General features: G+C 60.9%; 22 protein-coding genes. 13 read left to right on the plus strand and 9 right to left on the minus strand.

The genetic code is table 11. The features are described 5' to 3' along the window. Window positions 1–86: 86 nt before the first annotated feature. The 5 genes from GO707_RS02425 to GO707_RS02445 all read left to right on the plus strand — a co-directional run bounded on the left by GO707_RS02425 (window position 87) and on the right by GO707_RS02445 (window position 4,970). Complete coding sequence (locus GO707_RS02425; RefSeq protein WP_114538973.1) at window positions 87–488, plus strand: pyridoxamine 5'-phosphate oxidase family protein; 402 nt, start codon at window positions 87–89, stop codon at window positions 486–488. Between the two features lie 131 nt (window positions 489–619). After that, on the plus strand, window positions 620–1,174 hold the full coding sequence (locus GO707_RS02430) for a flavin reductase family protein (protein ID WP_114538974.1): 555 nt from the start codon (window positions 620–622) through the stop codon (window positions 1,172–1,174). 130 nt (window positions 1,175–1,304) lie between these two features. Further along, window positions 1,305–2,828, plus strand: coding sequence for an ATP-binding protein (locus GO707_RS02435; protein WP_114538975.1), 1,524 nt, complete (start codon window positions 1,305–1,307; stop codon window positions 2,826–2,828). Then, window positions 2,815–3,558, plus strand: coding sequence for a response regulator transcription factor (locus tag GO707_RS02440; RefSeq protein WP_173114898.1), 744 nt, complete (start codon window positions 2,815–2,817; stop codon window positions 3,556–3,558). The genes GO707_RS02435 and GO707_RS02440 overlap by 14 nt, the downstream gene beginning before the upstream one ends. Window positions 3,559–3,710: 152 nt before the next feature. Beyond that, complete coding sequence (locus tag GO707_RS02445) at window positions 3,711–4,970, plus strand: ammonia-forming cytochrome c nitrite reductase subunit c552 (RefSeq protein WP_114538977.1); 1,260 nt, start codon at window positions 3,711–3,713, stop codon at window positions 4,968–4,970. Window positions 4,971–5,089: 119 nt separating this feature from the next. Here the strand turns inward: GO707_RS02445 and GO707_RS02450 are convergent, their stop codons facing one another. From GO707_RS02450 to GO707_RS02460, 3 genes are read right to left on the minus strand one after another with little or no spacing between them, the layout of a single operon-like run. Then, complete coding sequence (locus tag GO707_RS02450; protein WP_114538978.1) at window positions 5,090–6,259, minus strand: ABC transporter substrate-binding protein; 1,170 nt, start codon at window positions 6,257–6,259, stop codon at window positions 5,090–5,092. A 33-nt stretch (window positions 6,260–6,292) separates the two neighbouring features. Further along, window positions 6,293–7,078, minus strand: a complete 786-nt coding sequence (locus tag GO707_RS02455) for an ABC transporter ATP-binding protein (RefSeq protein WP_114538979.1) — start codon at window positions 7,076–7,078, stop codon at window positions 6,293–6,295. Further along, window positions 7,075–8,055, minus strand: coding sequence for a FecCD family ABC transporter permease (locus GO707_RS02460; RefSeq protein WP_227069419.1), 981 nt, complete (start codon window positions 8,053–8,055; stop codon window positions 7,075–7,077). Before GO707_RS02460 ends, GO707_RS02455 begins: the two co-directional genes overlap by 4 nt. A 216-nt stretch (window positions 8,056–8,271) precedes the next feature. Between GO707_RS02460 and GO707_RS02465 the strand changes: the two genes are divergently transcribed. Next, entirely contained in the window at window positions 8,272–9,135 is an 864-nt protein-coding gene (locus GO707_RS02465) for a DUF364 domain-containing protein (RefSeq protein WP_114538981.1), read from the plus strand. Further along, window positions 9,136–9,819: a P-loop NTPase family protein gene (locus tag GO707_RS02470; protein ID WP_114538982.1), complete on the plus strand. Its 684-nt coding sequence runs from the start codon at window positions 9,136–9,138 to the stop codon at window positions 9,817–9,819. Between the two features lie 39 nt (window positions 9,820–9,858). Here GO707_RS02470 and GO707_RS02475 read toward each other — a convergent pair whose 3' ends face one another. Further along, complete coding sequence (locus GO707_RS02475; RefSeq protein WP_157011888.1) at window positions 9,859–11,532, minus strand: FAD-dependent oxidoreductase; 1,674 nt, start codon at window positions 11,530–11,532, stop codon at window positions 9,859–9,861. A gap of 158 nt (window positions 11,533–11,690) precedes the next feature. Next, window positions 11,691–13,622 carry an FAD-dependent oxidoreductase gene (locus tag GO707_RS02480; protein WP_157011890.1) on the minus strand — a complete coding sequence of 644 codons (1,932 nt, stop codon included), beginning with the start codon at window positions 13,620–13,622 and terminating at the stop codon, window positions 11,691–11,693. A gap of 155 nt (window positions 13,623–13,777) precedes the next feature. Here GO707_RS02480 and GO707_RS02485 point away from each other — a divergent pair, with 155 nt between their 5' ends. After that, the gene (locus GO707_RS02485; protein ID WP_198160986.1) at window positions 13,778–14,746 is read left to right on the plus strand and encodes a LysR family transcriptional regulator; all 969 of its coding nucleotides are present in this window, start codon (window positions 13,778–13,780) and stop codon (window positions 14,744–14,746) included. Here the strand turns inward: GO707_RS02485 and GO707_RS02490 are convergent. Continuing rightward, window positions 14,700–16,082 (minus strand): helix-turn-helix transcriptional regulator, encoded by a 1,383-nt coding sequence (locus GO707_RS02490; protein ID WP_198160987.1) that lies wholly within the window; start codon window positions 16,080–16,082, stop codon window positions 14,700–14,702. The genes GO707_RS02485 and GO707_RS02490 overlap by 47 nt on opposite strands. A 432-nt stretch (window positions 16,083–16,514) precedes the next feature. Here GO707_RS02490 and GO707_RS02495 point away from each other — a divergent pair, with 432 nt between their 5' ends. Both GO707_RS02495 and GO707_RS12010 read left to right on the plus strand, forming a co-directional pair. Next, entirely contained in the window at window positions 16,515–18,158 is a 1,644-nt protein-coding gene (locus GO707_RS02495) for an FAD-dependent oxidoreductase (protein ID WP_157011897.1), read from the plus strand. Between the two features lie 152 nt (window positions 18,159–18,310). After that, window positions 18,311–18,838, plus strand: a complete 528-nt coding sequence (locus GO707_RS12010; RefSeq protein WP_198160988.1) for a hypothetical protein — start codon at window positions 18,311–18,313, stop codon at window positions 18,836–18,838. A 122-nt stretch (window positions 18,839–18,960) separates the two neighbouring features. Here GO707_RS12010 and GO707_RS12185 read toward each other — a convergent pair whose 3' ends face one another. The 3 genes from GO707_RS12185 to rd all read right to left on the minus strand — a co-directional run bounded on the left by GO707_RS12185 (window position 18,961) and on the right by rd (window position 21,350). Beyond that, window positions 18,961–19,119 (minus strand): toxin-antitoxin system HicB family antitoxin, encoded by a 159-nt coding sequence (locus tag GO707_RS12185; protein ID WP_227069422.1) that lies wholly within the window; start codon window positions 19,117–19,119, stop codon window positions 18,961–18,963. Window positions 19,120–19,718: 599 nt separating this feature from the next. Beyond that, entirely contained in the window at window positions 19,719–21,041 is a 1,323-nt protein-coding gene (locus GO707_RS02510) for an MFS transporter (RefSeq protein WP_157011899.1), read from the minus strand. A gap of 144 nt (window positions 21,042–21,185) precedes the next feature. Further along, complete coding sequence (gene rd, locus GO707_RS02515; protein WP_114539008.1) at window positions 21,186–21,350, minus strand: rubredoxin; 165 nt, start codon at window positions 21,348–21,350, stop codon at window positions 21,186–21,188. A 355-nt stretch (window positions 21,351–21,705) separates the two neighbouring features. On the opposite strand from rd, the gene GO707_RS02520 reads away from it, so the two are divergent. From GO707_RS02520 to GO707_RS02530, 3 genes are all read left to right on the plus strand, one after another. After that, entirely contained in the window at window positions 21,706–23,064 is a 1,359-nt protein-coding gene (locus GO707_RS02520) for a C45 family autoproteolytic acyltransferase/hydolase (protein WP_157011901.1), read from the plus strand. An 87-nt stretch (window positions 23,065–23,151) separates the two neighbouring features. Beyond that, window positions 23,152–24,498, plus strand: coding sequence for a C1 family peptidase (locus tag GO707_RS02525; protein ID WP_114538990.1), 1,347 nt, complete (start codon window positions 23,152–23,154; stop codon window positions 24,496–24,498). 178 nt (window positions 24,499–24,676) lie between these two features. After that, a complete protein-coding gene (locus tag GO707_RS02530; protein WP_157011902.1) occupies window positions 24,677–26,974 on the plus strand; it encodes an APC family permease in 2,298 nt (765 codons plus the stop codon). Window positions 26,975–26,991: the final 17 nt, after the last annotated feature.

A 26,991-nucleotide genomic window follows, 5' to 3' on the forward strand; every position in this document is an offset into this window, starting at 1 on the left:
AACAAAATAGTTCCTACTTTCCATAATACTGTACAGCATTATATACTCTCTCCGGCAAATCGCAACCGAGAGAAAGAGAGCGAACCATGCAGGAAGTCGTTGAGTTCCTTACCGCAAATCCCGTCCAGTATCTGGCTACGGTCGGTGCCGATGGGAAGGCGAAGTGCCGCCCCTTCATGTTCCTGATGGAGCACGAAGGAAAGCTGTGGTTCGGCACCAACAATCAGAAGACCGTGTTTGCCGAGATGCAGGAAAATCCGTACGTGGAGGTTTGCGCGTCCACCCCTGATTTCCGGTGGATCCGCTTGGGAGGGAAGGCGGTGTTCGAGGACAATCGCGCCGTGAAAGAAGCCTGCATGAACATCCCCATGCTGAAAGACCAGTACCAGACGGCGGATAACCCCATTTTCGAGGTGTTCTACCTGACTGATGGAGAGGCGACCATTGCCGATATGACTGGCAATGCGCCCACGGTGGTGAAGCTGTAGGCTGCTTTATCGAGAAAAGGAAGCGGATCGGGCTTTCACCTAGCCTCCCCTGTGAGAGCCCATTCGACGCATGAACGATGTGAGAGAAGCCGGTGCTGTTGGGGCGCCGGCTCGTATGAGAAAGTGTCGCTATGGATATCACTCCTTTCGCCGTGAATCAGTTTATTCCGCATCCTATGATGGTGTTTGCTGCGAGCACCTACAACAAGGACGAGTCGCCCCATCTTGCCCTTGTCAGCTGGGTGAACTTCTATTGGGACGACGGACTTGGGGTTACGCTGTGCATGGATGGCGATAAGGCGGTGAAACGGAACTTCGAGCGTGAGGGGGCGCTAGTTCTCAACGCGCTGTCGCGCGATATGTTCGATGCGGTAGAGGCCCTTGGTCGCGCCTCGGGGGCGGAAAAGGACAAGGCCATCGCACGCTTCGCCCTAGAGGCTGCCGAGCACGTGCATGCGCCTCGGCTGTGCGAGAGCCCTCTGCGCTATGAACTCAGCTTGCGGGAGAATTTTTCCTATAAGGGCAGCAACCTCTACCTGTGCGCTATAGACAGCGTCTCGGCAGCCGATGACGCTGTGAGCGACGATGGCTCCTCTTACGATATCGTCGCGGCAAATCCGCTTTTGGTGTCCCAAAAGAACTACTGCTGCTTGGGCGCGCAAGATGTGCTCGGCGCATGGTGCTAGGTGCTGCCCCTTCGCAACGTATTTCGACGTTCATGTTCGACTATTGCGATTTTGCAACAGCTGTCAGATCGCAGCGCGAAGGCCGAATCGCTACAATGGAACAGTCGTCAGTCCATGAGAAGGGGTTTGGTTGGAGCGGCGTCGCCTTGCAAAAAAGTTCTTTCTGCTTGCCGGTGTGGTAAGCGTGCTTGTGCTGTGCGTGTATCTCGCCTGGTTTTACCACGCCCAAAGCATTGAGAACGATCGGCGCGCCCTCGCTGAAGCCCGTGTGCTGTCCGCAGAGATTGGGGCTGCCTGGGATTACATCGATGCCGTCCAGCCGCAGATCAACCGCGCGACGGGCGAAACCTCGGGAATTTATTGCGCGGTGGCGGCCAAAGACATCGCCAAGCGCTTCTCCGCCGGATCTGCCTATTCGATTCGCTACATTCGTGGAAATCCCCGTAACACCGAGGATGCCCCCGATGACTTCGAGCGCAAGGCGCTTTCCTCCTTCGAGGAGGGCGTCGTTGAAGAGTACTACGGGCTCGAGCATCAAGGAGACAGTTCGGTCTTCCGCTATGTGGGCCTGCTTGAAATAGAGGATGGATGCCTGCCGTGCCACGGTGATCCGGCGGGTGAGAAGGATATCACCGGCTATGCAAAAGAGGGAATGGCCGAAGGAGACGTGGCGGGCGCGGTGTCCATTGTTATGCCCATGGATTCCATCATTGCCGACGCGAAGGCCGATTTGGTCAGCACGGTAGTATTTTTCTGCGTACTGATGGGGTCGGTTACCTTGGTTCTTGCCTTGGGCCTGCGTACCTGGATTACCGCTCCCATTGTTGACGAGAACAAGAAGCTGCGCCATGAAGCCGAGGATCAGTCGAACTTCCTTACCATTATTACCCATGAGCTGAAAACGCCGCTGTCGTCTATTCTCGCTTTTACGGAGCTATGGAAAGAACGCATGCCCGATGACTCGCCAGAAAGCCGTGCGCTCGTAAATGAAGTGGAGACGAACGCACGCGTACTGCTGGCGATGATCAACAACGTGCTCGATGCGGCCAAGTTGGAGGCGGGCACGCTCAGTCTCGCCCAGGACGAGTTCGACGTATACGATTTAGCTGGCCAAGTGAAGGCTACTATGGGCCCGCTGGCCAAGAAGAAGGATGTGTCCTTTAAGGTGAAGGTGAGCCCCGATACCCCCTTGCTTTTGGGTGATGAGGAAGTGCTGCGTCGCATCGTCGTGAATTTGGTGAACAATGCGCTGCGGTTCACCGATTCGGGAGGTTGGGTTGAATTGCAGCTTGCCTATCGAGAAGGACGGTTCGTCATTTGCGTGTGCGACAACGGCTGCGGTATTCCTGCCGAACAGCTCGATCATGTCTTCGATCGTTTCGTGAGCGCTCCCCATTCGGAAACAACGAGCGAGGGGGGCACGGGCCTCGGTCTGTCCATTGTGCGTAACTTCTCCACCATGATGGGCGGCAATGCTTCAGTGAAAAGCCTGGAAGGAGAAGGCAGCTGCTTTACGGTGGAACTGCCTCTGCCGGCCATTCCCGACGAGGTCGAGGAAGGCGATGATGCCGCCGATACGGGGCTTCCCTTGGCCGATGAGCCTTCAGCCGATTCGTTGTGTTCACGAGAAGGAGGAAACCATGAGCCGTCGTGACGCGTTGGTCCTCGTTGCCGACGACGACAATAGCTCGAGCAGCGCTATTGAGAAGATGCTCGCCAAAGATGGCCATCGCTGTCTGCGTGCAAGGAATGGGCAAGAGGCGCTGCGTCTGTTTTGGGATGAGCGGCCCGATTTGATCATTCTCGACGTAATGATGCCGCTTCTCGACGGCTTTCAGGTATGCGAACGCATTCGCGAGCATGATCGGGCTACACCGGTGCTGTTTCTTACGGCTAAAGGCGATATCGTGGACAAGCGCATTGGCTACGGCATTGGCGGCGACGATTATTTGGTAAAGCCCTTCAGCGGAGAAGAGCTGCGGTTGCGGGTGGGGGCTCTCTTGCGTCGCGCGCAAATTGCGGCAGAAGCCGCAGCGTCCGCGCCCCAAAGCGAGCTATACCACGTAGGCGACCTGGAAGTGAACGTGCGCACGGGGAATGTGCGCCTGGCGGGAAAACGAGTCGAGCTTACTCCCAAGGAGTCGAGGATCATGGCGGTGCTGGCATCGCATCCGGGGGAGGTATACAGCAAGCGCGATCTTATCGAGGAGATTTGGGGAGAGGAGTATCTGGACTCGTCTATCGCCATTTCCGTGTACATACGACGCATTCGAGCCAAGTTGGAGCCGGATCCGAGCGAGCCGCGCTACGTGCAGACGGTATGGCACTGCGGTTACCGGCTGGCAGATGAGGAAGACGAGAAGCGGGACAGTTCTGGGGAATAATCTCGCCTATAGCTTGCGCAAAAATTGCAATAGGGCGAGGACGCCCATTGCGAAAGCGCAATAGTATCGGTTTACGGCTGAGCTTCTTCTAAGATGGTTCGTAGAAGGTTGGAAGGTTGCATCGTTCGAACGACCGATGAGAGGAGGAAGCGATGAAAACCATAAAACCGAGAAAAATCGCCCTTGCCGGTACGGTGGTGGCAGCTGTAGCGCTGGTCGGCTGCCTTGGCTGTGCAGCCCAGACTCAAACGGCGGACACAGGCGCCGCGCAGGAGCCGGTTCAGCAAGAGCAGACGGAGCAACAGGCTGCTGCTCCGGAGAAGGTGGCCAAAAAGACGCTCGCTGAGTGGGTAACTACTTATCCCAATCAGGGAAACAGCTATATGGAAGCGAAGATGGCCCACACCTATGACGCCTTTGCGGGGGCGAGTCAGCAGGCGTTTGGCGGGGAGGATGCAGCAGTGGCTTGCGCCGCCTGTCATGCCCGTGAGGACTTCCAAACGGTTTATAATGAGCAAGGCGAGACGATTCTTGACAAAAACGCCTCTGACTACGAGATGGAATGGTCCAATTGCACCAATTGCCACGTAGGCGATCCTGGCGAAGGTAAAGTAGAGGGTGGCAACGCCTATGGTGATGCTACTTCCGTGAGTGCCAAGGCATTGTTCCCCGAGGAGGACTATGTATGCGGTCAGTGCCACGCCATGTTCCCCGGCGCGGCCTATCTTGAGGATGCGAACAAGGGTATCGATCAATACAAGTATGGCTTCGAGCCTGAAGAGATGCTTCGTGCCATGAAAGAGTATTACGAGGCGAATCCAGTTACTGAAACAACGATTTGCGCCGGCATGGTAGGGGTTCCCATGCTTGATCCCGAAATTGATACGATGCTGTACCTCACGGACGCTTGCACCGAATTGGAGCTCTTCCAGGACGGCAACCATCAGAAGATGGGCCTCACCTGCACGGACTGCCATATGCCCCAGACCGAGGCCGCCGATGGCGCCACCTACACGCACCACAACATGACGCAATCGCCGCTTGAGAACCCGGCCGCGCTGGAAAAGTGCCTCACGTGCCACAAGAGCCAGGGCGTTGAAGATGCTGACGCCATGGTTACGTTCGTCAAGGGCAAGATGGACGAACTCGCGCAGATTCAGCAGGCTACCAAGACCAAGCTGGACGAGTTCCATGCTAAGCTGGCCGAGGTTGTGGCCGCTGGCAACGCCGATGAGACAAAGCTGCAGGCCGCCAAGGATGCTTACAATCTCGCTAACGTGTACTTCCTGTACCAGGGCACCGCGATGCGTCCCACCGACGGTTCCATGGCCGCCATGAACTTTAGCAAGAGCGTTGAGCAACTACAGAAGGCCGACGATGCCATTGCCGAGGGCATGGCTCAGATCGCCTAGCTTTTGCTAGGGGCGCGTGAAGCACGTAGCTGAAAGACAAACTGCTCCTTTCCCGAAGGGCCGCCGCAATGGCGGCCCTTCGGCGTCTTTCGCATTCGGATTGGGTGTGAGGCTGGTTCTTAAGCCTTGCCGGTGGCGTCCTTCAAAAGGTCGGCGAGCTCGGTGTCGGACAGGTCGTAGTTGTACATCGTGGAGTAGTACGTGCGGGTCACGTCTTCGATGGAGTCGTCGAAGGCATCGGGGTACAGAAGGCGCGGCAGCCACTGCAGGCCCATGAGCTGGTTGACGGTGGGCGGGTTGTTCAGCCAGCAGTAGGGCACGTTGGGTACCTGGTAGTAGTTGCCGGAGTCGATGGCGGCAATGCCCTTCCACGCCGGGTCGTTGCCCACGGTGTCGTAAATGCTGCCCGTCTGGAACACGATGAGGTCGGGGTTCCACAGCGCGATCTGCTCGAGGCTGATCTCGTTGCCGTTGCCCTTGCCGGACACGTCGTCAACCACGACCACGTTGTCGGCCACCATGTCCACCACAGCCGCCTGGAACGAAGTCTTGGCGATGGCGTTCAGGCCGTTGTCGCCCAGCAGGTAGGCCATGCGCACGCGCTCGTTTTCGGGAATGTTCTCCATAGTGGTGACCGTCATGTTGTACACGTCGGTGCAGTAGGTGGACAGCTCGCTGCCGCGCTCTTCCATGCCCAGAAGCTCGCCGAGGCGCTCATAGGCCGCGCCGTAATCGGACAGCTTCGCCTCGATGAAGATGACCGGAATGCCCAGCTGCTCCTGAAGCGCGTCCAAGTCCTCCTTGGCGCCCTTCTTCGCCTCGCCGGTGTCGATGATGACCTGGGGCGCGGCGGCGGCCACGGCCTCGCGGTTCAGGTCGTCCTTGGCGCCGAGCACCGCGCCGAACACCGGGTAGTCGGCGAATTTCTCACCGAAGATCTTCAGCTGGTCGTCGTTGAGCTCCTGGGCCAGGCCCACCATCTTGTCCGGGGCCATGGTGAGCAGCACCTGCTGGGCCGTGAAGCCCGACGGGCAGATCTTGTCGATCTGGGCCGGCAGCTCCACGGTGCGCCCGAGGTCGTCGGTGAAGGTGATGGCGCCGCTTTCGGCCTCGGTAGCGGCCTGGGCGTCGGCGTTCGCCTCCTGCTCGGTGGCCGGTGCAGTGGGCTCGGCCGCTCCATTACCCTCACTGTTGGCGCATCCGGCGAGCCCCAGGGCCAAGCAAGTGGACAGGGCGAGCGCTCCAGCCAGAGCCGCGATGCGCCGTTTGTTCCTCGTCGGTTTCAGCATTCGTTTTCCTTTCCTTCCAAGGGGTGCCAGGTTCTACTGGCGTTCTATCTCGCGTACGGGCACGCAGACGCGCACCTTGTCGCCATAAAGAGAGTTGACCTCCACCTCGAGGTCGTACAGCTCGCTGATGAGCTCGGAGGTGATAACCTCGCGGGGATCGCCGAATGCCTTAAGGCCGCCTTCGGAAAGCACCATGGTGGCATCGGAATAGAGAAAGGCGTGGTCGGGGTTGTGGGTCGATTGCACGATGGAGAGCCCCTCGCGGGCCAGCTGCCGCACGCAGGACAGCACGCGCATGGTGTTGCCGTAATCAAGCGCGCTCGTGGGCTCGTCCATGATGATGGTCTGGGCGTTTTGCGCGAGCGCCCGAGCGATGAGCACGAGCTGCTGCTCGCCGCCGGATATCTGCGTGTAGGTGCGATGGGCCAAGTGCTCGATGCCGATGCGGGCCAGCGCCTCGTGGGCTCGCTGCAGCTGGGCCTCGCCGGGCGTGGCGAGCATCTTCAGGTCGTTGCCCGTGGCCATGAGTACCACGTCGACCACTTCGTAGTCGTACACCGGCGCGTGCGACTGGGGAATGTAGGAGATCTCGCGAGCGCGCTCCCGCACCGAAAGCGCGCGCAGATCCTTCCCGTTCACCAGAATCGTGCCGCTATAGTGCGGGGAAAGCCCCAGGATACAGCGGAACAAGGTGGACTTGCCAACGCCGTTGGGCCCGAGCACGTTCACGAGGCACCCGTCGGGAATGGAAAACGAAAGGTCGTGCAAGATCTCGCGGCTTCCGTAGGAGAAGCTCAAGCTGGTCACATCGATGCTCATAGCTTCTTCTTCCGCGTTATGAGGTACAAGAAGAACGGCGCGCCCACGAAAGCGGTGAGGATGCCGATGGGGATTTCGGCGGTGGTGGCAAGGCGGGCGACGTCGTCCACGATGAGCAGGAAGCTGGCGCCCATGAGCATGGATGCGGGAATGAGGCGGCGATAGTCGGCGCCGACGAGCATGCGGCACAGGTGCGGAATGACGAGGCCCACCCAGCCGATCATGCCGGTGACGCAGACGCTCGCGGCGGTGACGAGCGTGGCGGCGATGATGACGACGATGCGGGTGCGTCGGGCGTTCACGCCCATGGTGGCGGCCTCGTCGTCGCCCATGGTGAGGATGTTGATGCGCCAGCGCAGGGCGAACAGCGTAGCGCAGCCGATAAGCATGATGGGGAGCACCATGCCGATGTCGCGCATGTTCGCGCCGGTGAGTGAGCCCATGAGCCAGTAGGTGATGTCGGCCAGCTCGTCAGTGGGGTCGGCCACGAGTTTGGCGTAGGAAACGCCGGCTTGGAACAGTGACGACACCATGACGCCGGCGAGCACGACCACCATCATGTGGTTGCCGCGGGCCCGCGTGCTGATAAGCAGCACCAATAACACGGTGAGCAGGGAGAATCCGAATGCGAAGAGGGATGTTGCGAAAGAGCTCACGCTGAGAAGAATAGCCACGGCCGCGCCGAACGCGGCGCCCTGGCTTGCGCCCAAAATGTCGGGGGAGACGAGCGGGTTTTGGAAGGTGCCCTGGTAGGCGGCGCCGGCGCAGGCCAGGCAGCATCCCACCATGAGGGCCAGCAAAATGCGCGGCAGCCGCACGTTGAAGAAGAGCGTCGCCTGCTGTTCGGTCCAGATGGGGTCAAGCGGGACGATCTGGTTGACGAGCATGGCCACAGCTTGAGCCGGATCGATGGGGTAGCGGCCCAGCAAAAGGGAGATCGCGGTCGCGCCAATGAGGATGAGGGCAAGGGCCAGCACGACAAATCGAGCCCTCCGAGAGGCGGCCGAATGAAGCATGGGTTTTACAGTGCTCGTTTGCATGGCATCTATTATATTCTCAGTCATGAATGATTTACAAGAGAGAATTATTCATGAAGTAAAATGATTTACAAGAGAGAACAATTCGGTAGGATGAGTACTGAGCAAAAGCGCCCGGAATGTCGGGTCGCTATCATCTGAGAAAGGACGAAAGCCATGGGTTGCGCCGAGAAAGACTGCTGCACGAAGGGGGTTGCGACGGGGGCCATTGCGTTTCCCGGCACAAACGAGCCGAATACGCCCTGGAAGCTGTACAACCACCTGATCGCCGGCATTCCCGAGGACGTCGTGGTGCGCGACTATTGTCTGGGTACCCACTGGTCCTACGTGGAAGCCGACAGTGGCATGGGGGTGAGCTTCACCACCACCGGCGGCGCGCGTCGTGGCTACACGGGCGACCTGAGAGGGATGTCCCTGCGCGAGGTGGCGGAGCTTTCTAAGTCCTGGTGCTTCGAGGAGGCGAGCCTGGGCGTGGCGGCGCTGAACGCCTGGTACTCCCAGCGGTCGCTGCTGGATCCGTTGGGGTGCACCTACGATGCGGCGGTGGAGGTACCCGACGGCACCATCCGGAAGATGGACGCTTTCGAAATGTACCGTCCGCAGATCAGCACCGCCGGTGGGGATGCGCGCGTGGTCGTGGTGGGGCACTTCCCCCATGTGGAGCGCATCGAGGAGTACGCGCGTCTGACGGTGCTGGAGCGCAAGTGCTCTCAGGCGGGCGATGTACCCGACCCGGCTTGCGAGTACGTGATCCCCGGCGCCGACTATCTGTTCATGACCGGCGTGACCCTCATCAACAAGACGGCCCCGCGCCTGCTGGATTTAGCGGCGAACGCCACGACGGTGTTCGTGGGGCCCAGTGTGGTCATGGCGCCGTTTCTTTTCCGCTGGGGCGTGGACATGCTGGCCGGCAGCGTGGTGGCCGACCCCGACAAGGCTCGCTTCGCCGTCAAGAACGGCGCCGGCCAGTTCTTCGGCGAGGCGCTGACCATGGCCGCCCTGCGCAATCCGGAGGCATAGGTGCTGTTTCTTCTCACGGGCGAGGTGCAAATAGGAAAGACGCGCTGGCTGGAATCGCTGGTGGCGGAGCTGGGCGCTTTCGGGGTGCCCTGCGCCGGCGTGCTTGCTCCCGGGCAGTGGGTGCCCTCGACGGGGCCGCACGCCGATGCGAACGGCTTCGAGAAGCTGGGCATCGACAACGTGCTTCTGCCCAGCGGCGAGCGCATCCCTTTCGCCCGTCGGGGTGACTTGGCCCGAGCCGACGGCACCTTCGACGAAGAGAGCCGGGCGGCGAAGGCGGAGTTGGCCTGGCACATCGACGACGCTGCTATCGACCGCGTGAACGCCCACTTCGACGAGATCACCGCGCACGCCAGCGCGGCTGCGCCCGTCGGTGCCAAACCGCATTCCGAGCGGAGTGCCGAAGGTGCAGAGTCGAAGGATCCCTCCCGCGCTCCCGGCCTCCTCATCGTGGACGAGCTGGGCCGCTTGGAAATCTGGCGTGGTGGCGGCCTTACCTCGGCCATGGCCCTGCTTGCCCAGGGCCCAACGCCGGTCTTCCCCCATGCGTTGGCCGTCGTGCGCGATTATCTGCTCGACGACACCGAGGCCCTCCTTGCCGAAGCGTGGCCTGACCGCTGCCGCATTTCTCCCGATGATACAGGTCGAGCCGTTATCCTGTCCGCCTGTGAGTTTGGGGCGTAAGGGACAGCGGCTCGACAAGACGGGTTTTGGTCGAGATGGCTACTGGGCAGCCAGATTCTGAGCAATCATTCGTGCGAAAGTTACTGTCCTGCCGCAAGCGTTGCCGGTCGACAGGTTCGGATAAGTCATGGAATAGTATCCTCCAGAATCGTTGCCTGTGACATACAGGCCTTCAATGGCGCTTCCATCTTCGCGCAGTGCTTGACCTTGGGTGTTTATCACGATACCGTCCATGGTGCATAGCAAAGCGCCTGTGGTACGTACGCCGAAGAAGGGAGGTTTGCGTACAGGGGAAAGCCGGAATGGTTCCTTGCCGAAGTCGTCATCGCGCTGGTTGTCGTAATTCTGGTTGTTTCGTTCCACCGTTTTCGCGAGGGCTTCTGCAGGAAGACCAAGCTTTTCGGCGAGCTCCTCGATGGTGTCGGCTTGCTGAATGTGTCCGGCTTTAAGTGCCTCCTCGTTCATGGCCGTCACCACTTCGATGGGCAGGTTCGGAGCCGCTCCATTATCAAAGGGGAACATGCGCGAGCAGCCATGCATGTCGAACTGTTGAGCGTAGGTCTGCCAGTCTGCATCCCAGAGGCACACGTGGATATTTCCTGGTTGCGATGCATCGGCGTGCAGGATGAAGTCATAGGTGCCGGACTCGTTGCAGAAGCGCTCGCCATTGAGATTGACTTTCAACCAGGGTTGGCTTCCCATCCAGAATACCATGGCAGTACCACAGTCGGCGCCTCCCAGGGAGTCGGCGGGAACGCTTGCTCGGTCGAAAAGCATGCTAGAGTGTGTTTCGTCCATTTTTGCCCCAACGCGAAGGCACGCCTTTATGCCGTCTCCCTCACAGCCCGGCTGCGCTGAGTTGTAAGCGTAAATGCTGGTCGTGTGAGGCTGGAGCTGCTTAAGAAGGTCGAGATTCGCGGCGTAACCGCCTGTGCATACAAGAACGCCCTTGCTTGCGTTGACGCGAATGTAGCCGTCAGCGCCCTGCCCTATGGCACCGGTCACGCGATCGTTTTCGACGGTGAGGCTCACCATGGGCGTTTGGTAGCGGAACGTTACATGGCCCGTCTTCTCTGCGTAGTCAGTCAGCACAGTGAACCCGTCGAGCGATCCATCGACTGGCCAGGCGGGAGAATGCCCTGTAGCCCAATGTCGGTAGTTGACTTCATGCTTTTCCTCGGCAGCCTCATGCCAAAGCGCGATACCGTAAGAGGAGAGAACGCTTTCGTACCAGTCGATGGTCTCGCCCGATCGCTCAAGCCAGACCTTGTGTAACGCGAGATTGCATTGGCCCGCAGCGTAATGATCCATATCTCGCAAATAACCAATTGCGTCGATTTCATAGCCACTCTCCTGCTGCAAGCGAGAGTTGACGCCTGCAAGATCGTCACGCACGACGCCACCGTTGAACTTCTCCATGACGAAGGTTTCCATGCCGGCATCTCCAGCAGCGCAGGCCGCAAAAAGACCGCCCGTGCCAGCGCCGATCACCAAAAACTCCGTGTCAATGGTTTCGACAATCTCATCATCGGAGATGTTCGGGGCATCTCCGATCCAGTCCGAGGAATCTTGCGATCCCGCCTCAGGCGAAGTGTTTGCTAGGGGATCCGCAGTCTGCGGGGCGCATCCTGCAAGGCCGAACAAGGCGCCGGCTCCCGCGAAGGCGCTACCTGCCAAAAACCCTCTGCGGCTTACAAGTCCATTATTGTCCATTTCAGTTCCTTCCTTTTCTCCATGAAAGTGTGGGATTGCGCGGCAAAAGCCTTTGGAGCTCAAGTCCGCACTGAGCTTGTTGCTGTTTAAAAAACGGTCGGGCGGTTTTACCCGCCCGACCAGGGAGGGGAGGGCTTGATCTATCGTAACGCGTGTTCTTAGACGTTGTAGATTGATTGCGCCACCGCATAGCCTGCGCCGAGCGATCCGACACCGCGGCCGCCGCAAGCTGCTTCGCCCACAACGTAGAGTCCCGGTACAACATTTCCGGCCGCATCGAGCGCGCGGTGAGATGAGTCGGTCGAGATGCCGTCCATCGTGATATGCATCGCCCAGGTGCGGGGTGATGCATAGAATGGAGGATTATCCAGGGGGGCATTGGGCCCGAAGCTGGATCGGCCGAATTCTGGGTCGTTGAAAGTACGAGTCATCTCGTTGTAATCGTCGACAGTTTTCAGGAATGTCGCCTCGTCGACGCCCATGAGGCCCGCCAGTTCTTCAAGTGTGTCGGCGCGGTAGAGGATGCCCCGCTCAATGGCGTACTCGACGTCCATGCCTGTGTGGGTCTTGCCGTCCGTGATCATGGAGCTGTCGTGGTCGACCACCTGGAAACCCACACCCCCATCCTGCTCCATCAGGGCGATCGTCATGTCAGTTCGACTGCCGCCCTCGTCGCAGAAGCGTTTGCCGGCCTTGTTCACGTAGATGCTCTCATTGGTGGTTCCGACGGTTGTTTCGGTGGCGTAGAGCACGGTGTCCACGAAGGGGAAGACCATCTGGTTAAAGGGCAATTCGGCGAAGGCGGCGCCTGCTTCTGTGGCCATGCGGATGCCGTCTCCAGTGTGTCCGTAGTTGTTGTCGCAGTGGAAGGTGTCGAGATCTTTCCAGTTCCACATCTTGTCGTGCTCTTTCAGCATATCCTGGTTGTCGGCATAGCCTCCAGAGGCGATAACGACACCGTCTTTAGCGCGCACGGTGTACGTGCTGCCGTTTGCGCTGCTGCCAATGACGCCAGTCACGCGACCGCTTTCAGTGATGAGCTCGGTTGCCGGCGTGGCGAACAGGATGCGAAGATCGAGTCCTTCCATCTCTCGTTCGAACACGTTGAAATAGCCTTCTCCATTCACGTCTTCTGAGGAACCCGAGAAATGCGCCCAAGAATAACCGGGAATTGCGACGAGTGGCATCCAGGGAAACTGCATGGTGTCGAGCCATGCCGTGCCCCCCTCCACATCCGTTGCATAAGTGTGTTGGAAGTCGTAGGTGTTGCCCTCAAGCATGCAGAGTTGCAGCGCAAGGAATTCGGGCGAGCTAAAGAGTTTGGTGTTCCCGTTTGCGTAGTAGTCGTCCCATTGTTGCTGCACCTCATCTACCAGAGAGGCGTCAAGCCCGGCGTCTCGATTGAACTGAAGAACTTCTTGGAAGATCTTCAGGTAGCCGTCGTTCACTTCGACGCGTAATTCTTCGGGTGCGTTGGCATACTCGATGAAACCGCCACTCACGAGGGCGTTGCCGCCCATGCTCGAGGACTTCTCGAACACGACGACCTTCGCTCCCTGCTGAGCAGCTGCTAGTGCAGATGCCATTCCAGAAATGCCGGCGCCTATGACGGCGAGGTCGCATTCGATCTCCTCGTCGGTTGGCTGCTCTTTGGGAACCTCCGCACGCTTCAAAGCGCTCACGTCGCCATCGGCTTGACGCGCGCAGTCTTCTACGGCCGAGAGCAGCGCGAGGGATGAAAGCGTCGCTCCTGTCACCGCGTCGACGGCGAGTGATTGTGATGATACGATGATCTCAGGGATCTTCTCAAACGCCGGTGCGGCGATGCGTTCGGTTTCTCCGTGATCGACGACGCGGACGCTGTCGATGGCAGTGTCGGAGAAGACGACCTCGACGGTGATATCGCTCTTCTTGCCGAGTGCCGTGGCCTGGTAGGTTCCTGCGACAAATTGAGTTGTCGTGCCGCCCGTCTCTGCGACGGGGTGTGACGAAGCGCATCCCGTCGCGCCTAAGGCCAGAGCTGCCGCTGCGACCGAGCTTGCTTGCACAAACCGTCTGCGATCGATGACGTGGTTCTTTCCGTGTCCCATGTTCCCTCCTATGTTCGAATCTTGTCGGCGAGACGCCCTCGCCCCTGCTGTCGTTCATTATGGGATCGGTTCGCCCGAGGGTCTTTTGCAAGTTGTTGCGTGATTTGTGCACAAACCGTACAATTCGCTACAACGACAAAGGGGATCAGGGGGTTGTGGTGCTCAACATGGAATATATGCCCGAGTTGCTCGTGCTGGCGGAAACACTCAGCTACACGGAGACGGCGCGAAGGCTGCACATGTCTCATTCGGCTGTGAGCCGTCACGTTGACGCTGTGGAGCGGGCGCTGGGGGCTCGGCTATTTAATCGTACGACTCGCAAAGTGGAGCTGACCGATGCGGGACGAGCGGTTATTGCCGACTTCTCTGCCATGCAGGCCCATTACACTCATGTGCTTGATGAGCTTGGTCGACTCGCGGAGGATGTGCCAGTCATACGACTGAGCTGTCCGGATTTTTGGATACCGTGTTATCTTGAGTCGTTGTTGGCGTTTCTCTCCCTCGAGCAATCTGCTCTTCGTGTCAAGTTGGAATCGAATCCTCCTGTTGTGGGTTTGAGCGCGGTGGAGGAGGGCCGGTGCGATCTTGCCTTTGGTATCGGGCTTCCCACGGAACTGAAGCCCCCGATGAACATGAGGTTGTTTCTTCGTGAGAGAATTGTGGCAACGATTCATGAAGACAATGCGTTGGCGGGATGCGAGACGCTAGCGTTGGAGCAGCTTGCTGGTGAGCCTTTGGTGGTTCTCGACGATCGGGCCGAAGGATTCAGCCGCATGAACGAAGAGATATTGAGATTTTTTACGCAGCGCGGTTGTGCTCCCTGCGACATACGACGTACTGAGCAGATTGAGACGCTCGGGCTTAAGCTGAGCGAATGCAAAGGATATGCCCTTACGCCTGCGTCGCTGCAGTTTCCTCATAGGGATTACCTGCGGGCGATCCCCCTTGAGGAAGAGGACATCTCTTTCCCACTGTGCTTCTTTTTTCGCACAGATCGCTTGAGCCCTGCGCTGACCAAATTTTTCGAATATGCCGAGCAATTTGTCTTGTTGTCGGGGGAGCGCGCCGGAGACCTTGCTACTGCTCCGTCATCAGCAAATCGAGCAATTCTTGACGGGTATTGATGCCGAGCTTCTCGTAGATGTGGCGGGTGTGGGCCTTCGCGGTGCCCTCGGCGATGATGAGTTCGTGGGCCACGCCGGAAAGCGACTTGCCCTGAGCAAGCAGCTCCATCACCTCCCGTTCGCGTGGCGTGAGGCGGCGCGCTTCGGCCACGGTGGCGCAGCGACGCGCCAGACGCGTGCGCTCGTTCTCCTCGGGTGGTCGCTTGCCCATGAAGGCGATGCCCCAGCGCTCGCCGATCTCGCGTTCGTTAAGCACGAGAGTTGCCACCGCCACAATGGCCGCAATGGCGACTACGGCACCGATGGCCGGTCCCGTGCCTCCGAACAGGCCGGATCCATCGAAGAGGAGCGCCCCCTCGCGGCCGACCCAACTCACGAGAATCAGCGACTCCTCGATGCCGAACAGCAGAAGCGCACTCACGCCGAAGCGCTTGGAGATGTCGCAGAGGAACAGAAACACGATGGCGTTGAAGAGCATCACGCCCAGGGCTGTGCAGAAACTGCCGGCCAAATTGCCGCCAAGGCCGAATAGCGGCACGATGAGGAGCCCGCAGCAAAGGAGGATGACCGGCGCCCGGTACAAGGCGGACAAGGGCAGTCGGTTAGAGAACCACCACACCCACGCGAACAGCACAAGACCGCCGACCAAGGTGGTCGCGGTGGAATGGGAGCCGACCAGCAGGGGGTAGGCGCTGCGAATATGGGCGGAGCTGTAGCTGGCCACCAGCTCGAAGAGGGCGAGGATAAGGAAGAACTTCCAGGGAATGAGCCGACGGTTGGCGGCGATGGGCCGATCTTCTGCCGGGACGTAGAGTCGGTAGGAGCGATGGGCCAAGGCCGCCGAAAGCGCTGGCAGCACGAGCAGCGCCCCGTAAAGGTACTCATCGCTGAAGCCCTGAAGCGCAAAGGTGAGCACGACTCCACCGATGATGGCGAGCGCGTAGTACAGCGCCACGCGGGTAGGACTGAGGCAGCTGTAGATTTCGCACCACAGCAGAATGAGAAGCGCCGAGCCGATGCCGCCGGCCAGGGTTGCTGGCGCAACAAGGGCGTCGGTGGTTGCGGGCAGTGCCAGAGCCGCCACGTTCGCGGCCACGGAGAACCCAAGCAGAAGAGCGATGGTCCCATAGACCCAGCGTCGCCCGGCCAAAGGCGCGATGCGGCTGGAGAGCAGGGCGATGACGATAGCGCTGCCGGCGAGCACCACATCGTAGGCGAACTGGCCGGCGGTGCCGCTGACGGGCATGGGCACCGAGGGATTCGCATAGGTGAGCGACACCCAGGCGCGCCACAGGGCAAAGCCGAGGAAGGCTTGGGGCATATCGAGCAAACGCATGAGTGAGTGCTTTGGTGCAGCTTCATTGTGGGCCATGGCGTTACCCCCTCTTGTCCGCCCTTGGCTGCAAGGGTCGTGCTTTCGCGGTGTCAACAGCGACCATTATAACGTGACGGGTTCTCTGCGGGGGCGAATGGCCGTGGCCGCAGCTGGTGCTCTCGTTGTGAGAAGAGTGCGGGGCACGTCGGCAACCGCTCAGAAACATGGAACGCTAGTGCCGATAAGATTGACGGTAGGGCTGGCGCTTCCCCAGGAAAACAGGGTGTTTATGCCACCTGTTTACAAAGATAAACAGCGAAAGTGCTGCGCGGTAGATGTGCGGTGGAGCTCGAGCAGGCATAGTGAGAGCCAGCAAAGCCGTTCGGCGCCGCGAAGTCGCAAGGAACGCTCGGGGCCGGCGGAAGGGAAAAGAGAACACATAGGAGGGTTCCCATGAACAAGATCGCCAACATGCATGTCGCCAGTTCCACCGCCGGCTCGCTCAGCCGGCGTAGTCTGTTCAAGCTCGGCGGGCTCGCTACAGCCGTCGCTGCCGGAGCTTCGCTGGCCGGGTGCGCGCCTCAGCCGAAGAGCGCGTCTATGGCCGATACCGGCTCGGGCGCGACGCGCGCTGCCGACGGTACGCCCAGCTTCCTCATCGCGCCTGAACCCATTACGGAGTTCGATGAGACGCGCGACTTTGAGGTCGTCGTCGTGGGCGCCGGCGTCTCGGGCATGGCTGCCGCCATGTCGGCCGCTGAAGCTGGTGCCAAGATTGCCTGTGTGCAGCGCGAGGCCACGCCTTCCTCCCAGGGCAACATGGCCGCTGGCGTCGATTTGAACCAGACGAGCGAAGCAGGCAAGCAAGCCCTTATCAGCTATCTCATCAAGTTGGCCGACCACCGCAGCAACCGCGCTCTTCTGGAAGCCTGGGCCGACAACTCCTTCGAGGCGCTGTCCTGGTTCCGCGAGGCCGCGTCCGCCGGCGGCATCGAGGTGAATCCCGATGAGCCCCAGGCCGACCGCGTGCTGCACATCAACGGCTACGACGTGTACCTGCACGCCAACACCTACTTCCGCATCGGCCACGACGAGGTGGTGAAAGCCATCACCCCCATTGCCGAAAGCGCGGGGGTGGAGTTCTTCTTCAGCTGCCCGGCCCAGCAGCTCGTTACCGACGAGTCCGGCCGCGTGACCGGCGTGGTGTGCGAGGAGGACGGCAAGAATGTGCTGTTCAACGCTAGCAAGGGCGTCATTCTGGCTACGGGCGACTACCAGTGCGACCTGGAGATGGTGGCTTACTACTGCCCCGACATCAAGGAGTTCCCGCCCTGCCAGATGAACCGCACCGGCGACGGCCACAAGATGGGTGTGTGGGCCGGCGGCGAGATTGAGCCGACGACGCACACCAAGATGATCCATGACGCCCGCGTGGGCCGTGTGGATACGCCGCATCTGCTGGTGAACGCCAAGGGCGAGCGCTTTATGTGCGAGGGCCCCATGCAGGGCTACCTGAACAACTATGTGCGCGAGTACATCCACGAGGCCGGCGGCGACGCCAAGGCGGGCAACCTGTACACCATCGTGGACGCGAAGTGGCAGGACCAGATTGCGGAGTGGAAGGCCATCGACCCGGAGATCGACGCCTCGAACTGCAAGTGGTTCTACGAGGGCAACACCATCGAGGAGGCCTGCGCCGCCATGGCCGCCGATACGGAATCGGGCGCCTACGAGTTGGACGCCGCAGCCGTGCAGAAAACGGTGGATCGCTACAACGAGCTTTGTGCCAAGGGCTCCGATGACGACTTCGGCAAGAACTCCACGTTCATGCGCGCCATCGACACCCCGCCGTTCATCGTGGTGCCCCACGAGTTCGGTATGGGACTTTCGGCCATCATCGGCGGCCTGCTCATTAACGCCGACAACCAAGTGCTGAAAGCTGACGAGCACACGCCCATCGACGGCCTGTTCGCCGTGGGCAACGTGTCCGGCTGCTTCTACGGCGGCGTCGACTACCCGATGGACGTGCTGGGGCTTTCCATCGGCCGCGCCATCACCGGCGGCTATCTCGCCGGCAAGCACGTAGCGAGCCTGTAGCGACGTTTCCATACCCACACCCTCCCCTCGAGAGCCCGCCGACACGCGGGCTCTCGTTTCTCTTACAACAATGAAAGTCGATTCGTAAGGCGTGGGGGGCGGAGAAGGGGCTATACTGGCAGCATGACATTTCGAAACAGGAGGTATCTCCCATGACTGACCAGCAGAATCCCTTCAGCACCATGCCCGAGCCGCCCCAGGCTTTCGACAACGCGCAGGGCCAGGGGCAGGCCGCGCAGTCCTACGACACCGACCAAACCGCTCAGCAGGCTTACGACCCCTACCAGGCGCAGCAACCCTACGGCGCCGGCCAGGGCTATGACCCCTATCAGGCCCAGCAAACCTACCAGCAGCCCTATCAGGCCACCTACGAGCAGCCGCAGCCGGCCTACCAGCAGGTGTACGCCCAGCCCGTGGCCCCGGCGGCCCCTGCAGCTCTTTACCCGATGACCGACACCGACCGCAATCTGCGCCTTGTGGCGTTCATCTTCTGCATCCTGTCGCTGGTGGGCTCGTGTTGGCTCATCATCCCGCTGGCGTGGATGATTCCCATGTCGGTCATCTCCTGGGGCATCTACAAGGGCACCAAGGCCAACACCGTCGCCTTCGGCGTGTGCACTCTCATCTTCTGCTCGCTGGTGGCCGGCATCTTGCTGCTGTGCTCGAATAAGGATCGATAGAAGGCAAGGCTCGCGAGCTAGCGAGCTCTGCGAATCCGCGTGCTCGTGAGCCTGCCGCTTTCATGGTCCTGCGAACGGCATGGGCTTGTGATCTCCCAAGCGCGTGCCGCCAGACGCGCAACTCAAAGTCGCGACACCACGAGTTGGTTGAGCGAGACATGCTGCTCGGCAGCTTCGATGGCGAGCTCGCGATGCTTCTCGGGCGGGATGCGCAACGCGAACTTACCCGAATAGGTGCGACTGGCCAGAGGGGTGGGCGCTTCTTCGCCGCTCTCGGCCATGTCCTCTAGAACGGTGCTCACGACCGCAACTATGACGCAGGAAATTCTCGGTTCATTCCTCGCGCAGACCGCAGTTGCGTCGCGTTTGAGGTAATGGGGCCATGCGAAAATGAAAAGCCGCAAGCGCTGGGATGGAACATTCGCGGATTGGGAACCCATCGCGCGTCGTATCGCCGCTGGCCAAAACCGCGCGCGAGCTGTACGGACGGGTCATCGCTGGCCAAAAAAGGCGCGCGAGCTGTATGCGGGGAGGCACGTTTGGCGCTTTCTGGCCAAAAACCCCGCGCCAGCTGTGCCGTGGGGTCGCAATCTCGGGATCGGCGTCATCCTCGAGCTGAGTTTCCCCAGTTCAGAATGCCGCTGCAAAGGGGTGTACGAGCCCGGGACAGCGGACCCCGAGGAGAATCCCTCGAAAATAGCAGTCCGCGCGCGATTTTTGGCCAATTGGCGAGGGCGACGCGAGGCGTGCACGAGCGGCGACTCAATTTGGAAGCCGTGCGGAGTTCTCGGGGATGCAACGAAGGAGACGACGGGGTCGTGCGCGGGTGGGAGGCCCAATCGCGAGAGGCGAGGGCCGCTCTGGTTCCCCTCCCGGGCCTCTAGGCGGCCCTATTGTTCTTCGGAGGCTTGATGAACAGCGAAACGATAAGGGCCGCAATGGCCACGCCGAAGAAGACCCAGAAGGCGCCGAGGTAGCTGCCCGATCCCATTTGCGAGAGGGCGAGAATCTGCGGACCTACGATGGCGGCCGGGATCATCTGGCAGGTGGCGATGGCGTAGTTGATGCCGTAGTACTTCGGCCCAAAGAAGGTGCCCACCATGGCCGACATCGAGCACATATTCCCACCGTACATGAGGCCGAGCAACATGAATCCGGCGACGAGCAGCGGGAAGTTGCTGCCCATCATGGCGAAGGCGCAGCAGAGCATGCCCGCGGCGAAGGCCACGGCGATCCAAGTGAGGCACACGCGGTAGCCGAACTTGTCCCAGATGAATCCGTTGATGAGGCGCCCGAGTCCGTTCATGGCTGACACGCTGCCCATGGCCGCGGTAGCCAGCATAAGCGCCTCGGCCTCGGGCAGCGCGGCGCTGACGCCCGCGCCAGCCGCCGCTGCCCCGCTCGCTCCCGCCCCCGCGCTCGCTGCCCCGCTCGCTGCTGCTCCAGCGCCCATGAGCAACTCCATGGCCGCCGGCACTGCTTGGCTGATGAGCGCCAGACCGCCGCAGGTGACGAGCATCAGATACACCATGAACACCCAGAACGTGGGCGTACGCACCATTTGGCCACCCGTCATGTCGACGGCCGCCACGGTGGCGTTCTGCCGCGCCTTTTCCAGAAGAGGGCGAACATATTCCGGCGTCGGCAGCTTCATGATGAAGGCGCCGGCCCCCACCAGCACGACGAAAATGACTCCCAGCGCTCCGAAGGTCAGACGCCACCCGAGCGCGCCCAGCATCGTGGTGACAACGGGGGACAGCAGCATGGTGCCGCCGCCGAAGCCCATGAGCATAGCACCGGAGGCCAGGCCCTGCTTGTCGGGGAACCACTTCAGCGTGACGGACATGACCACATCGGTGCCAAGACCTACGCCGGCCCCGACCAGCACGCCGTAGGTGGCGTAAATGAAGGGCAGCGATTCGGTGAAGGCCGAGGCGATAAGCCCGAGTCCCAGGCAGGTGGCGGTTATGAGCATGACCGTGCGCGGCGAGGTGCGCTCTTCCAGCGCGCCCGCTACGAGCATGCCGGCGCAGAAGGTGATGATAGAGAGCGTGAATACCACCGAGGTGGCCGAGCGATCCCAGCCGAATTCCGCCTCCAGTGGGTCGACGAACAGCGACCAGGCATAGATGAGCCCGAAGAACATGAGCAGCACGAAGGCGACGAAGAAGTACAGCAGACGGTGCGGCGTTGCGTGGGACATGGCTCTCCCCTCGAGATCGCGTTCCTTATGAGCTGCCAGCCACCTTCAGTTTAGCGGGCGCAGAAAAAAGGGCAAGAAGAAAGGGAAAGGGCGACCCAAAGGGACGCCCTTGCAGTTCGAGTGGGCTATAGGTTTTGCCGTAGGCTAACCCTCGTACAGTGAGAAGTCGTCCTTGCCGACGCCGCAGACGGGGCATACCCAGTCGTCGGGAATATCCTCGAAGGCCGTGCCCGGCGCGATGCCGCCGTCCGGGTCGCCCACCTCGGGGTCGTAGATGTAGCCGCATACGTCGCAAATGTACTTGTCCATGGGAACCTCCCAGTCGTCGAATGGTTGCAACATGCGTATCCTCCCACAGGCAGCGTTTCCGCGCAGGCGGGCATCCGATCTGAAACCATTCGGTGAATCGACGATCCTGTGTTGCGCTCGCGAAAGGACGCGATGAGGCTCGGGAAAACACCCAGCTAGAACTTAGAAAATCAGCGGAAAACTAATCTATAACGGCGCAGCAACGAAAACCGCCCCCGTCGCCAAAACGCCGGGGAAGAGCGCAGGATATGAAACGAATCCGCGAGTTCGTGCGTTGAAGCTCGCCCGCAGGACGGCTCAAGGGAGCTGTCCGCAAGCCCGCCCGCCCCGGCGCACCCTGGAAAGGAAGACGACAATGGTCACTCAAGAGCAGCAATCGATCATCGATCATGCCCAGCTGCAGAAGATCAACGGCTGGCAGCATATCAAGGTGAAGGGCACCCCCTACGAGTGCGGCTTCCAGGAGGGCTACCTTCTGGCCGACGAGTACAAAGACGCCCTGCGCGTGTACAAGTTCATGACCCTGGAAACCTTCGGTATGACCTACGAGTGGTTCGCCGAGCAGGCGCTGAAGTTGCACCGCGACAAGATTCCCACCCGCTGGTTCGAAGAGCTGCGCGGCATGGCCGAGGGCCTGACGGCTGCCGGCATCCCCACCACCACCGACGACATGATCGCGTGGAACGATTGGATGGAGATCACCGGCTACTGGTGGCCCCAGAACGCCGGCAAGATCATGAGCCGTCCGCTCATGAAGACCCACCGCAAGGAGCATTGCTCCGCCATCGTGGCCACCGGCTCGGCCACGGTGGACGGCAAGCCCTACCTGGGCCATGAGAGCTTCGACGAGTTCTGGAGCGGCCAGTACTTCAATATCTGCAAGCGCGTGGAGCCCGACGACGGCTATGCCTTCATCATGCAGGCCTCGGCGCCGTGCATGCTCTCGTCCATGACCGACTTCTACGTGACCGCCGCGGGCCTGAACATCACCGAGACCACCCTGGCCGGCTTCGACCGCTACGACGACGCGGGCATGCCCGAGTGGGTGCGCATCCGCGACGCCGTGCAGTACGCGGCCACCATCGACGAGTTCGTCGAGCGCCTGAACAAAGGCAACAACGGCGGCTACGCCAACGCCTGGCTCATTGCCGACCACAACACCGGCGAGATCGCCCGCTTCGAGCAGGGCCTGGAATTCACGAGCCTCGAGCGCACCTTCGACGGCGCGTACTTCGGCTGCAACGCCGTGTTCGACCCGCGCATCCGCAACCTGGAATGCAAGGACAACGGCTTCAACGATCCGCGCCAGCAGACCGGCGCCCGTCGCCAGCGCTGGATGGAGCTCATCGATCAGTACTACGGCAAGATCGACCTGGAAGTCGTGAAGAAGATGCTCGCCGACACCTACGACGTGTACCTCGGCTACAACTGCCCGTCGAGCCGCGACATCTGCTCGCACTACGATGTGGATCCTCAGTACTACGCCGACGATCCGGACGCCGTGTGGAACATCCCGTTCTATCCGGCTGGCTCCTGCGACGCCAAGGCCGCCGGCCCCGACGACGTGAAGCACCTGAAGATGTGGGGCCGCTACGGCCGCGCCGACGGCGTGGAGTTCAATGCTCGCGACTTCATGGACCAGCACCCGCTGTGGAAGTGGATGGACGGCTACCTGGAAGATCGTCCGACTCAGCCTTGGACGCTCTTCGACTAAAGGGAATTCGAACCGGCGCTTTTCCACGGTGCCGCGTTCCTTCCATAGAGATCATCGCTAACCAATCGAGGATAAGGAGCATAGATTATGGAAATCTCAAAGGAACAAATCGCGAAGATGGCCGAATCCTACAAGAAGGCCGAAACCCAGCACGTGGCCCAGCGCGCGGTGACCAAGAACGGCATTCTGGAGTCGGCGGAAAGCGTGGAGGTGCTCAAGCGCATGAGCCCCAAGAACTTCGCGTTTTCCATCGACGTTGACGACCAGGCCGTGGCCAACCAGAAGATGTCGGGCCGCTGCTGGATGTTCGCCTGCTTAAACGTGCTGCGCTTCCACATTGAGAAGGAACTTGATTTGCCGAAGGGCACCTTCGAGTTGTCCCAGGCCTACCTGGCGTTCTTCAACAAGCTGGAGCGCGCCGCCTGGTTCCTCGAGCACGTGGTGGCCACGGCCGACAAGCCGCTGGACGACCGCGAGGTCGACTGGCTGTTCACGACGCCCATGGCCGACGGCGGCGACTGGGATATGGTGTGCGCCCTGGTGAAGAAGTACGGCGTGGTGCCGCACGAGGCCCAGGCCGAGACCCACTGCACCAACAACACCGCCGAGCTGAACACGGTGCTCTCGCACCTGCTGCGCCAGGATGCCCTGAAGCTGCGCACCATGGCCCAGGAGGACAAGGATACCAAGGCCACCCAGGAGGAAATGCTTTCCGAGGTGTACCGCGTGCTGGCCGTGTGCTTCGGTGAGCCGGTGCAGAAGTTCGACTTCACCTACAACGATGCCAAGGGCCACTACCATGCCGACCTCGGCATCACCCCGTTGGAGTTCCTGAAGAAGTACGTGCCCATCAACCTGGACGACTACATCGGCGTCATCAACGTGCCCGGCGACGACAAGCCCTACGGCCGTATGTACGCCATCCAGGATTCCGACCAGATTCCCGAGCGTCGCAACCTGTACCTGAACGTGCCGATGGAGGAGCTGAAGGGCTACGTCATCGACTCCCTGAAGGACGGCGAGCCTGTCTGGTTCGGCTCCGACGTGCTGCAGCACTGCGACCGCAACGCCGGTGTCATGGACTTCGATCTGTACGACCTTGAGGCCATGTTCGGCGTGAAGTTCACCATGGACAAGGCCCAGCGCTTCGCCACCCACGAGAGCCTGCCGACCCACGCCATGACCATCGCCGGCGTCGATATCAAGGACGGCAAGCCCACGAAGTGGAAGATCGAGAACTCCTGGGGCACCGAGAACCACGGCATGAAGACCGGCAACAACGGGTATTTCGTCTGCAGCGACGAGTGGTTCGACAACTTCGTCTACGAGGTGGCCATCCGCAAGGATCGCCTGAGCCCCGAGATGCAGAAGGCGCTGGACTCCGACCCCATCGTGTGGCCGTTCTGGAACACCTTCAATCCGGTTTCCGCCTAAGCGGCAATCGGGCGCCGGCCTCGGGGGTTCCGCACGGGATGCCCCAAGGCCGGCCCCTGCGGGCGGCTTTTGCGAGTCGCGCGCGGCAACTATCCGCTGTCCGGCGGGGTGCCTTTTCCGGGAATGACGTCCCGGGAAGGGGAGCCCGCCCCGCCGGGCCCTTTCGTGAGGGGTAACTATGAGCTCCCAAACTACAACTCATGCGGCCAAAGCGCCGGCGAAGGGCGCAGCGAAGGCCAGCAGTGGAACCTATATCAGCCTGATGGCTCTGGTCATGATGAACGTGACCATCATCGGCAGCGTCGCCAACGACGTCCAGCAGGCTTATTACGGGCTGTCCTCCGTCACGCTCTTCATCATCGGCGCTCTGGTGTTCTTCCTGCCCACCGGTTTGGTGGCGGCCGAGCTGGCTTCCGGCTGGGGCCAGCGCGGCGGCATCTTCCGCTGGGTCGGCGAGGCTATGGGCCCTGGGCTGGCATTTACGTGTCTGCTCATTCTGTGGTTCCAGACCTCCATCAACTTCGGTATGGGCGTTGCATCGGCATCGGCCACCATCGGCTTCTATACGCCTGATTGGGACTGGGCTGTGCAGTTCATGAACCATCCGGAGAACCAGTTCTTCATCATTTTGGCGTGGCTGGCCTACTACTGGGGCCTGACCTTCCTGTCCACCAAGGGCGTGAAGGCCTTCGCCCGCCTGACCAAGTACGGCGTCATCATCGGCACGTTCATCCCGCTGGCGTTCATCGTCATCTTCACGGTGGTATGGCTCGCCCAGGGCAACGTGTCCAACGTGACCCCCACGCCGGAGGCGTTCAATCCCTTCGCTGACGGCTTCAGCCTCACCAACCTGGCCCTGGCCGCCGGTGTGTTCTTCAGCTTCGCGGGCATCGATATGAACGCTGCCCATATCAAGCAGCTGAAGAAGCCGCAGAAGGAATTCCCGCTGTCCATCTTCATCGCCATGATCCTGACGCTGATCATCTTCATCGCTGGTACCGTGTGCATCGCCATCGTCACGCCGAAATCCGACATGAACTTGGTCTACGGCCTGTACCAGACCTATAAGATCCTCGGCGCCACGTTCAACTGCCCGTGGATTTACGTGGCCTTCGTGTGGGTCGGCCTCGGCGCTTCCATGGCGTCGCTCGTCACCAACATGGCCGGTCCCTCGTTCATGCTCGGCCAGGCCGGCCGCTCCGGCTTTTTGCCGAAGGTGCTGCAGAACTCCAATAAGCACGGCATGCCGAGCCGCCTTATGTACCTGCAGATGACGTTCATGACCCTCATTGCCTTCCTTTGCTTCCTCATTCCGAACATCGAGGGCTTCGTCGTGCTCATCACCCAGGCCATCACCATCCTCTACATGATGTACTACGTGTTGATGTTCGTCTCGTTCTTGAAGCTGCGTCACGACCAGCCGAACCGTCCGCGTCTGTTCAAGGTGCCCGGCGGCAACGTGGGCGCGTGGCTTGTGGCCGGCCTTGGTCTTCTGGCCTGCCTGTTCGGCATCGTGCTGGCCATCATCCCGCCGGCCCAGGTAGCCGAGGAAGTGGGCAGTCCGGTGACCTACGTGGTGGTTATCGTGGCCATCATCGTTGTCACCTTTGCCATCTGCTTCGGCGTGTACCAGGCCTCCAAGCGCCATCATTGGGCCGACCCGAACAATGTGTTCGCGCCGTTCACCTGGCAGATCGAGGGTTTGAAGAAGCCCCAGAAGGTTCTGTCCAACGTGCCGTCCGAGCTGATGAGCGAGGGCCAGAACCCCATGGGCATGCCCATCAAGAAGCTGTGGAACCCCAACGAGCAGATCGTGCTTCCCGACGAGTACGTGCCGGGCAAGCATCATCCGTCCTCTCCGGCTATTGAGGCCGGCGACGATCCTGCGGCCATGAACCACCCGGTGAAGACCAGCGGTACGTCCATCGGCGCGCTGGGTGCCATCCCCCTAAGCCAGCCGGCGATGATTTCGGAGAAGGCCGGTATCGGCACGTCGGCCACGGTGGGTCTGAAGAAGGCGACTCAGACGGTTCCCGTGGAAGGCACCGAACCCGTGCGGCTTGATGCGAAAGTGCCGGCGGCGCCTGCTGATGAGGTGGCTGCCGAACCGGTGCCGCGCGACCCGGTGGCCGACGCCAAGCGAGCGGCTGCTGCCGAAGCGGCAGCCCTGGCGGCCGAGAAGTCCTCGCAGGCCAAGGCCCATGCCGAGGCGGTGGCTGCCGAGGCGCTCGAGCAGCAGGTGGAAGCCGACAGCGATTTGGCGTCCGCTCGCCGCGAGGTGAAGGAGGCCAAGGCCGCGGCCGACCAGGCGCGCAAGGCCGCGCGCGGAGCTGGCGCTGAGGCGGCGGCTACGCCGGAGAAGGCCGCTGGTTCCGCCGCGGATGCGGGCGCGACCACAGGCGGCGATGCTGCCGACGGCGCTGCCGGTGCGGCAGGTGCCGACGGCGCCGGTGCTGCCAAGGGGTCTTCTAGGTAAGTAGTTCGGAAGGGGGC

The sequence above is a fragment of the Adlercreutzia rubneri genome (genome assembly GCF_009755265.1).
Taxonomy (GTDB): Bacteria; Actinomycetota; Coriobacteriia; order Coriobacteriales; family Eggerthellaceae; genus Adlercreutzia; species Adlercreutzia rubneri.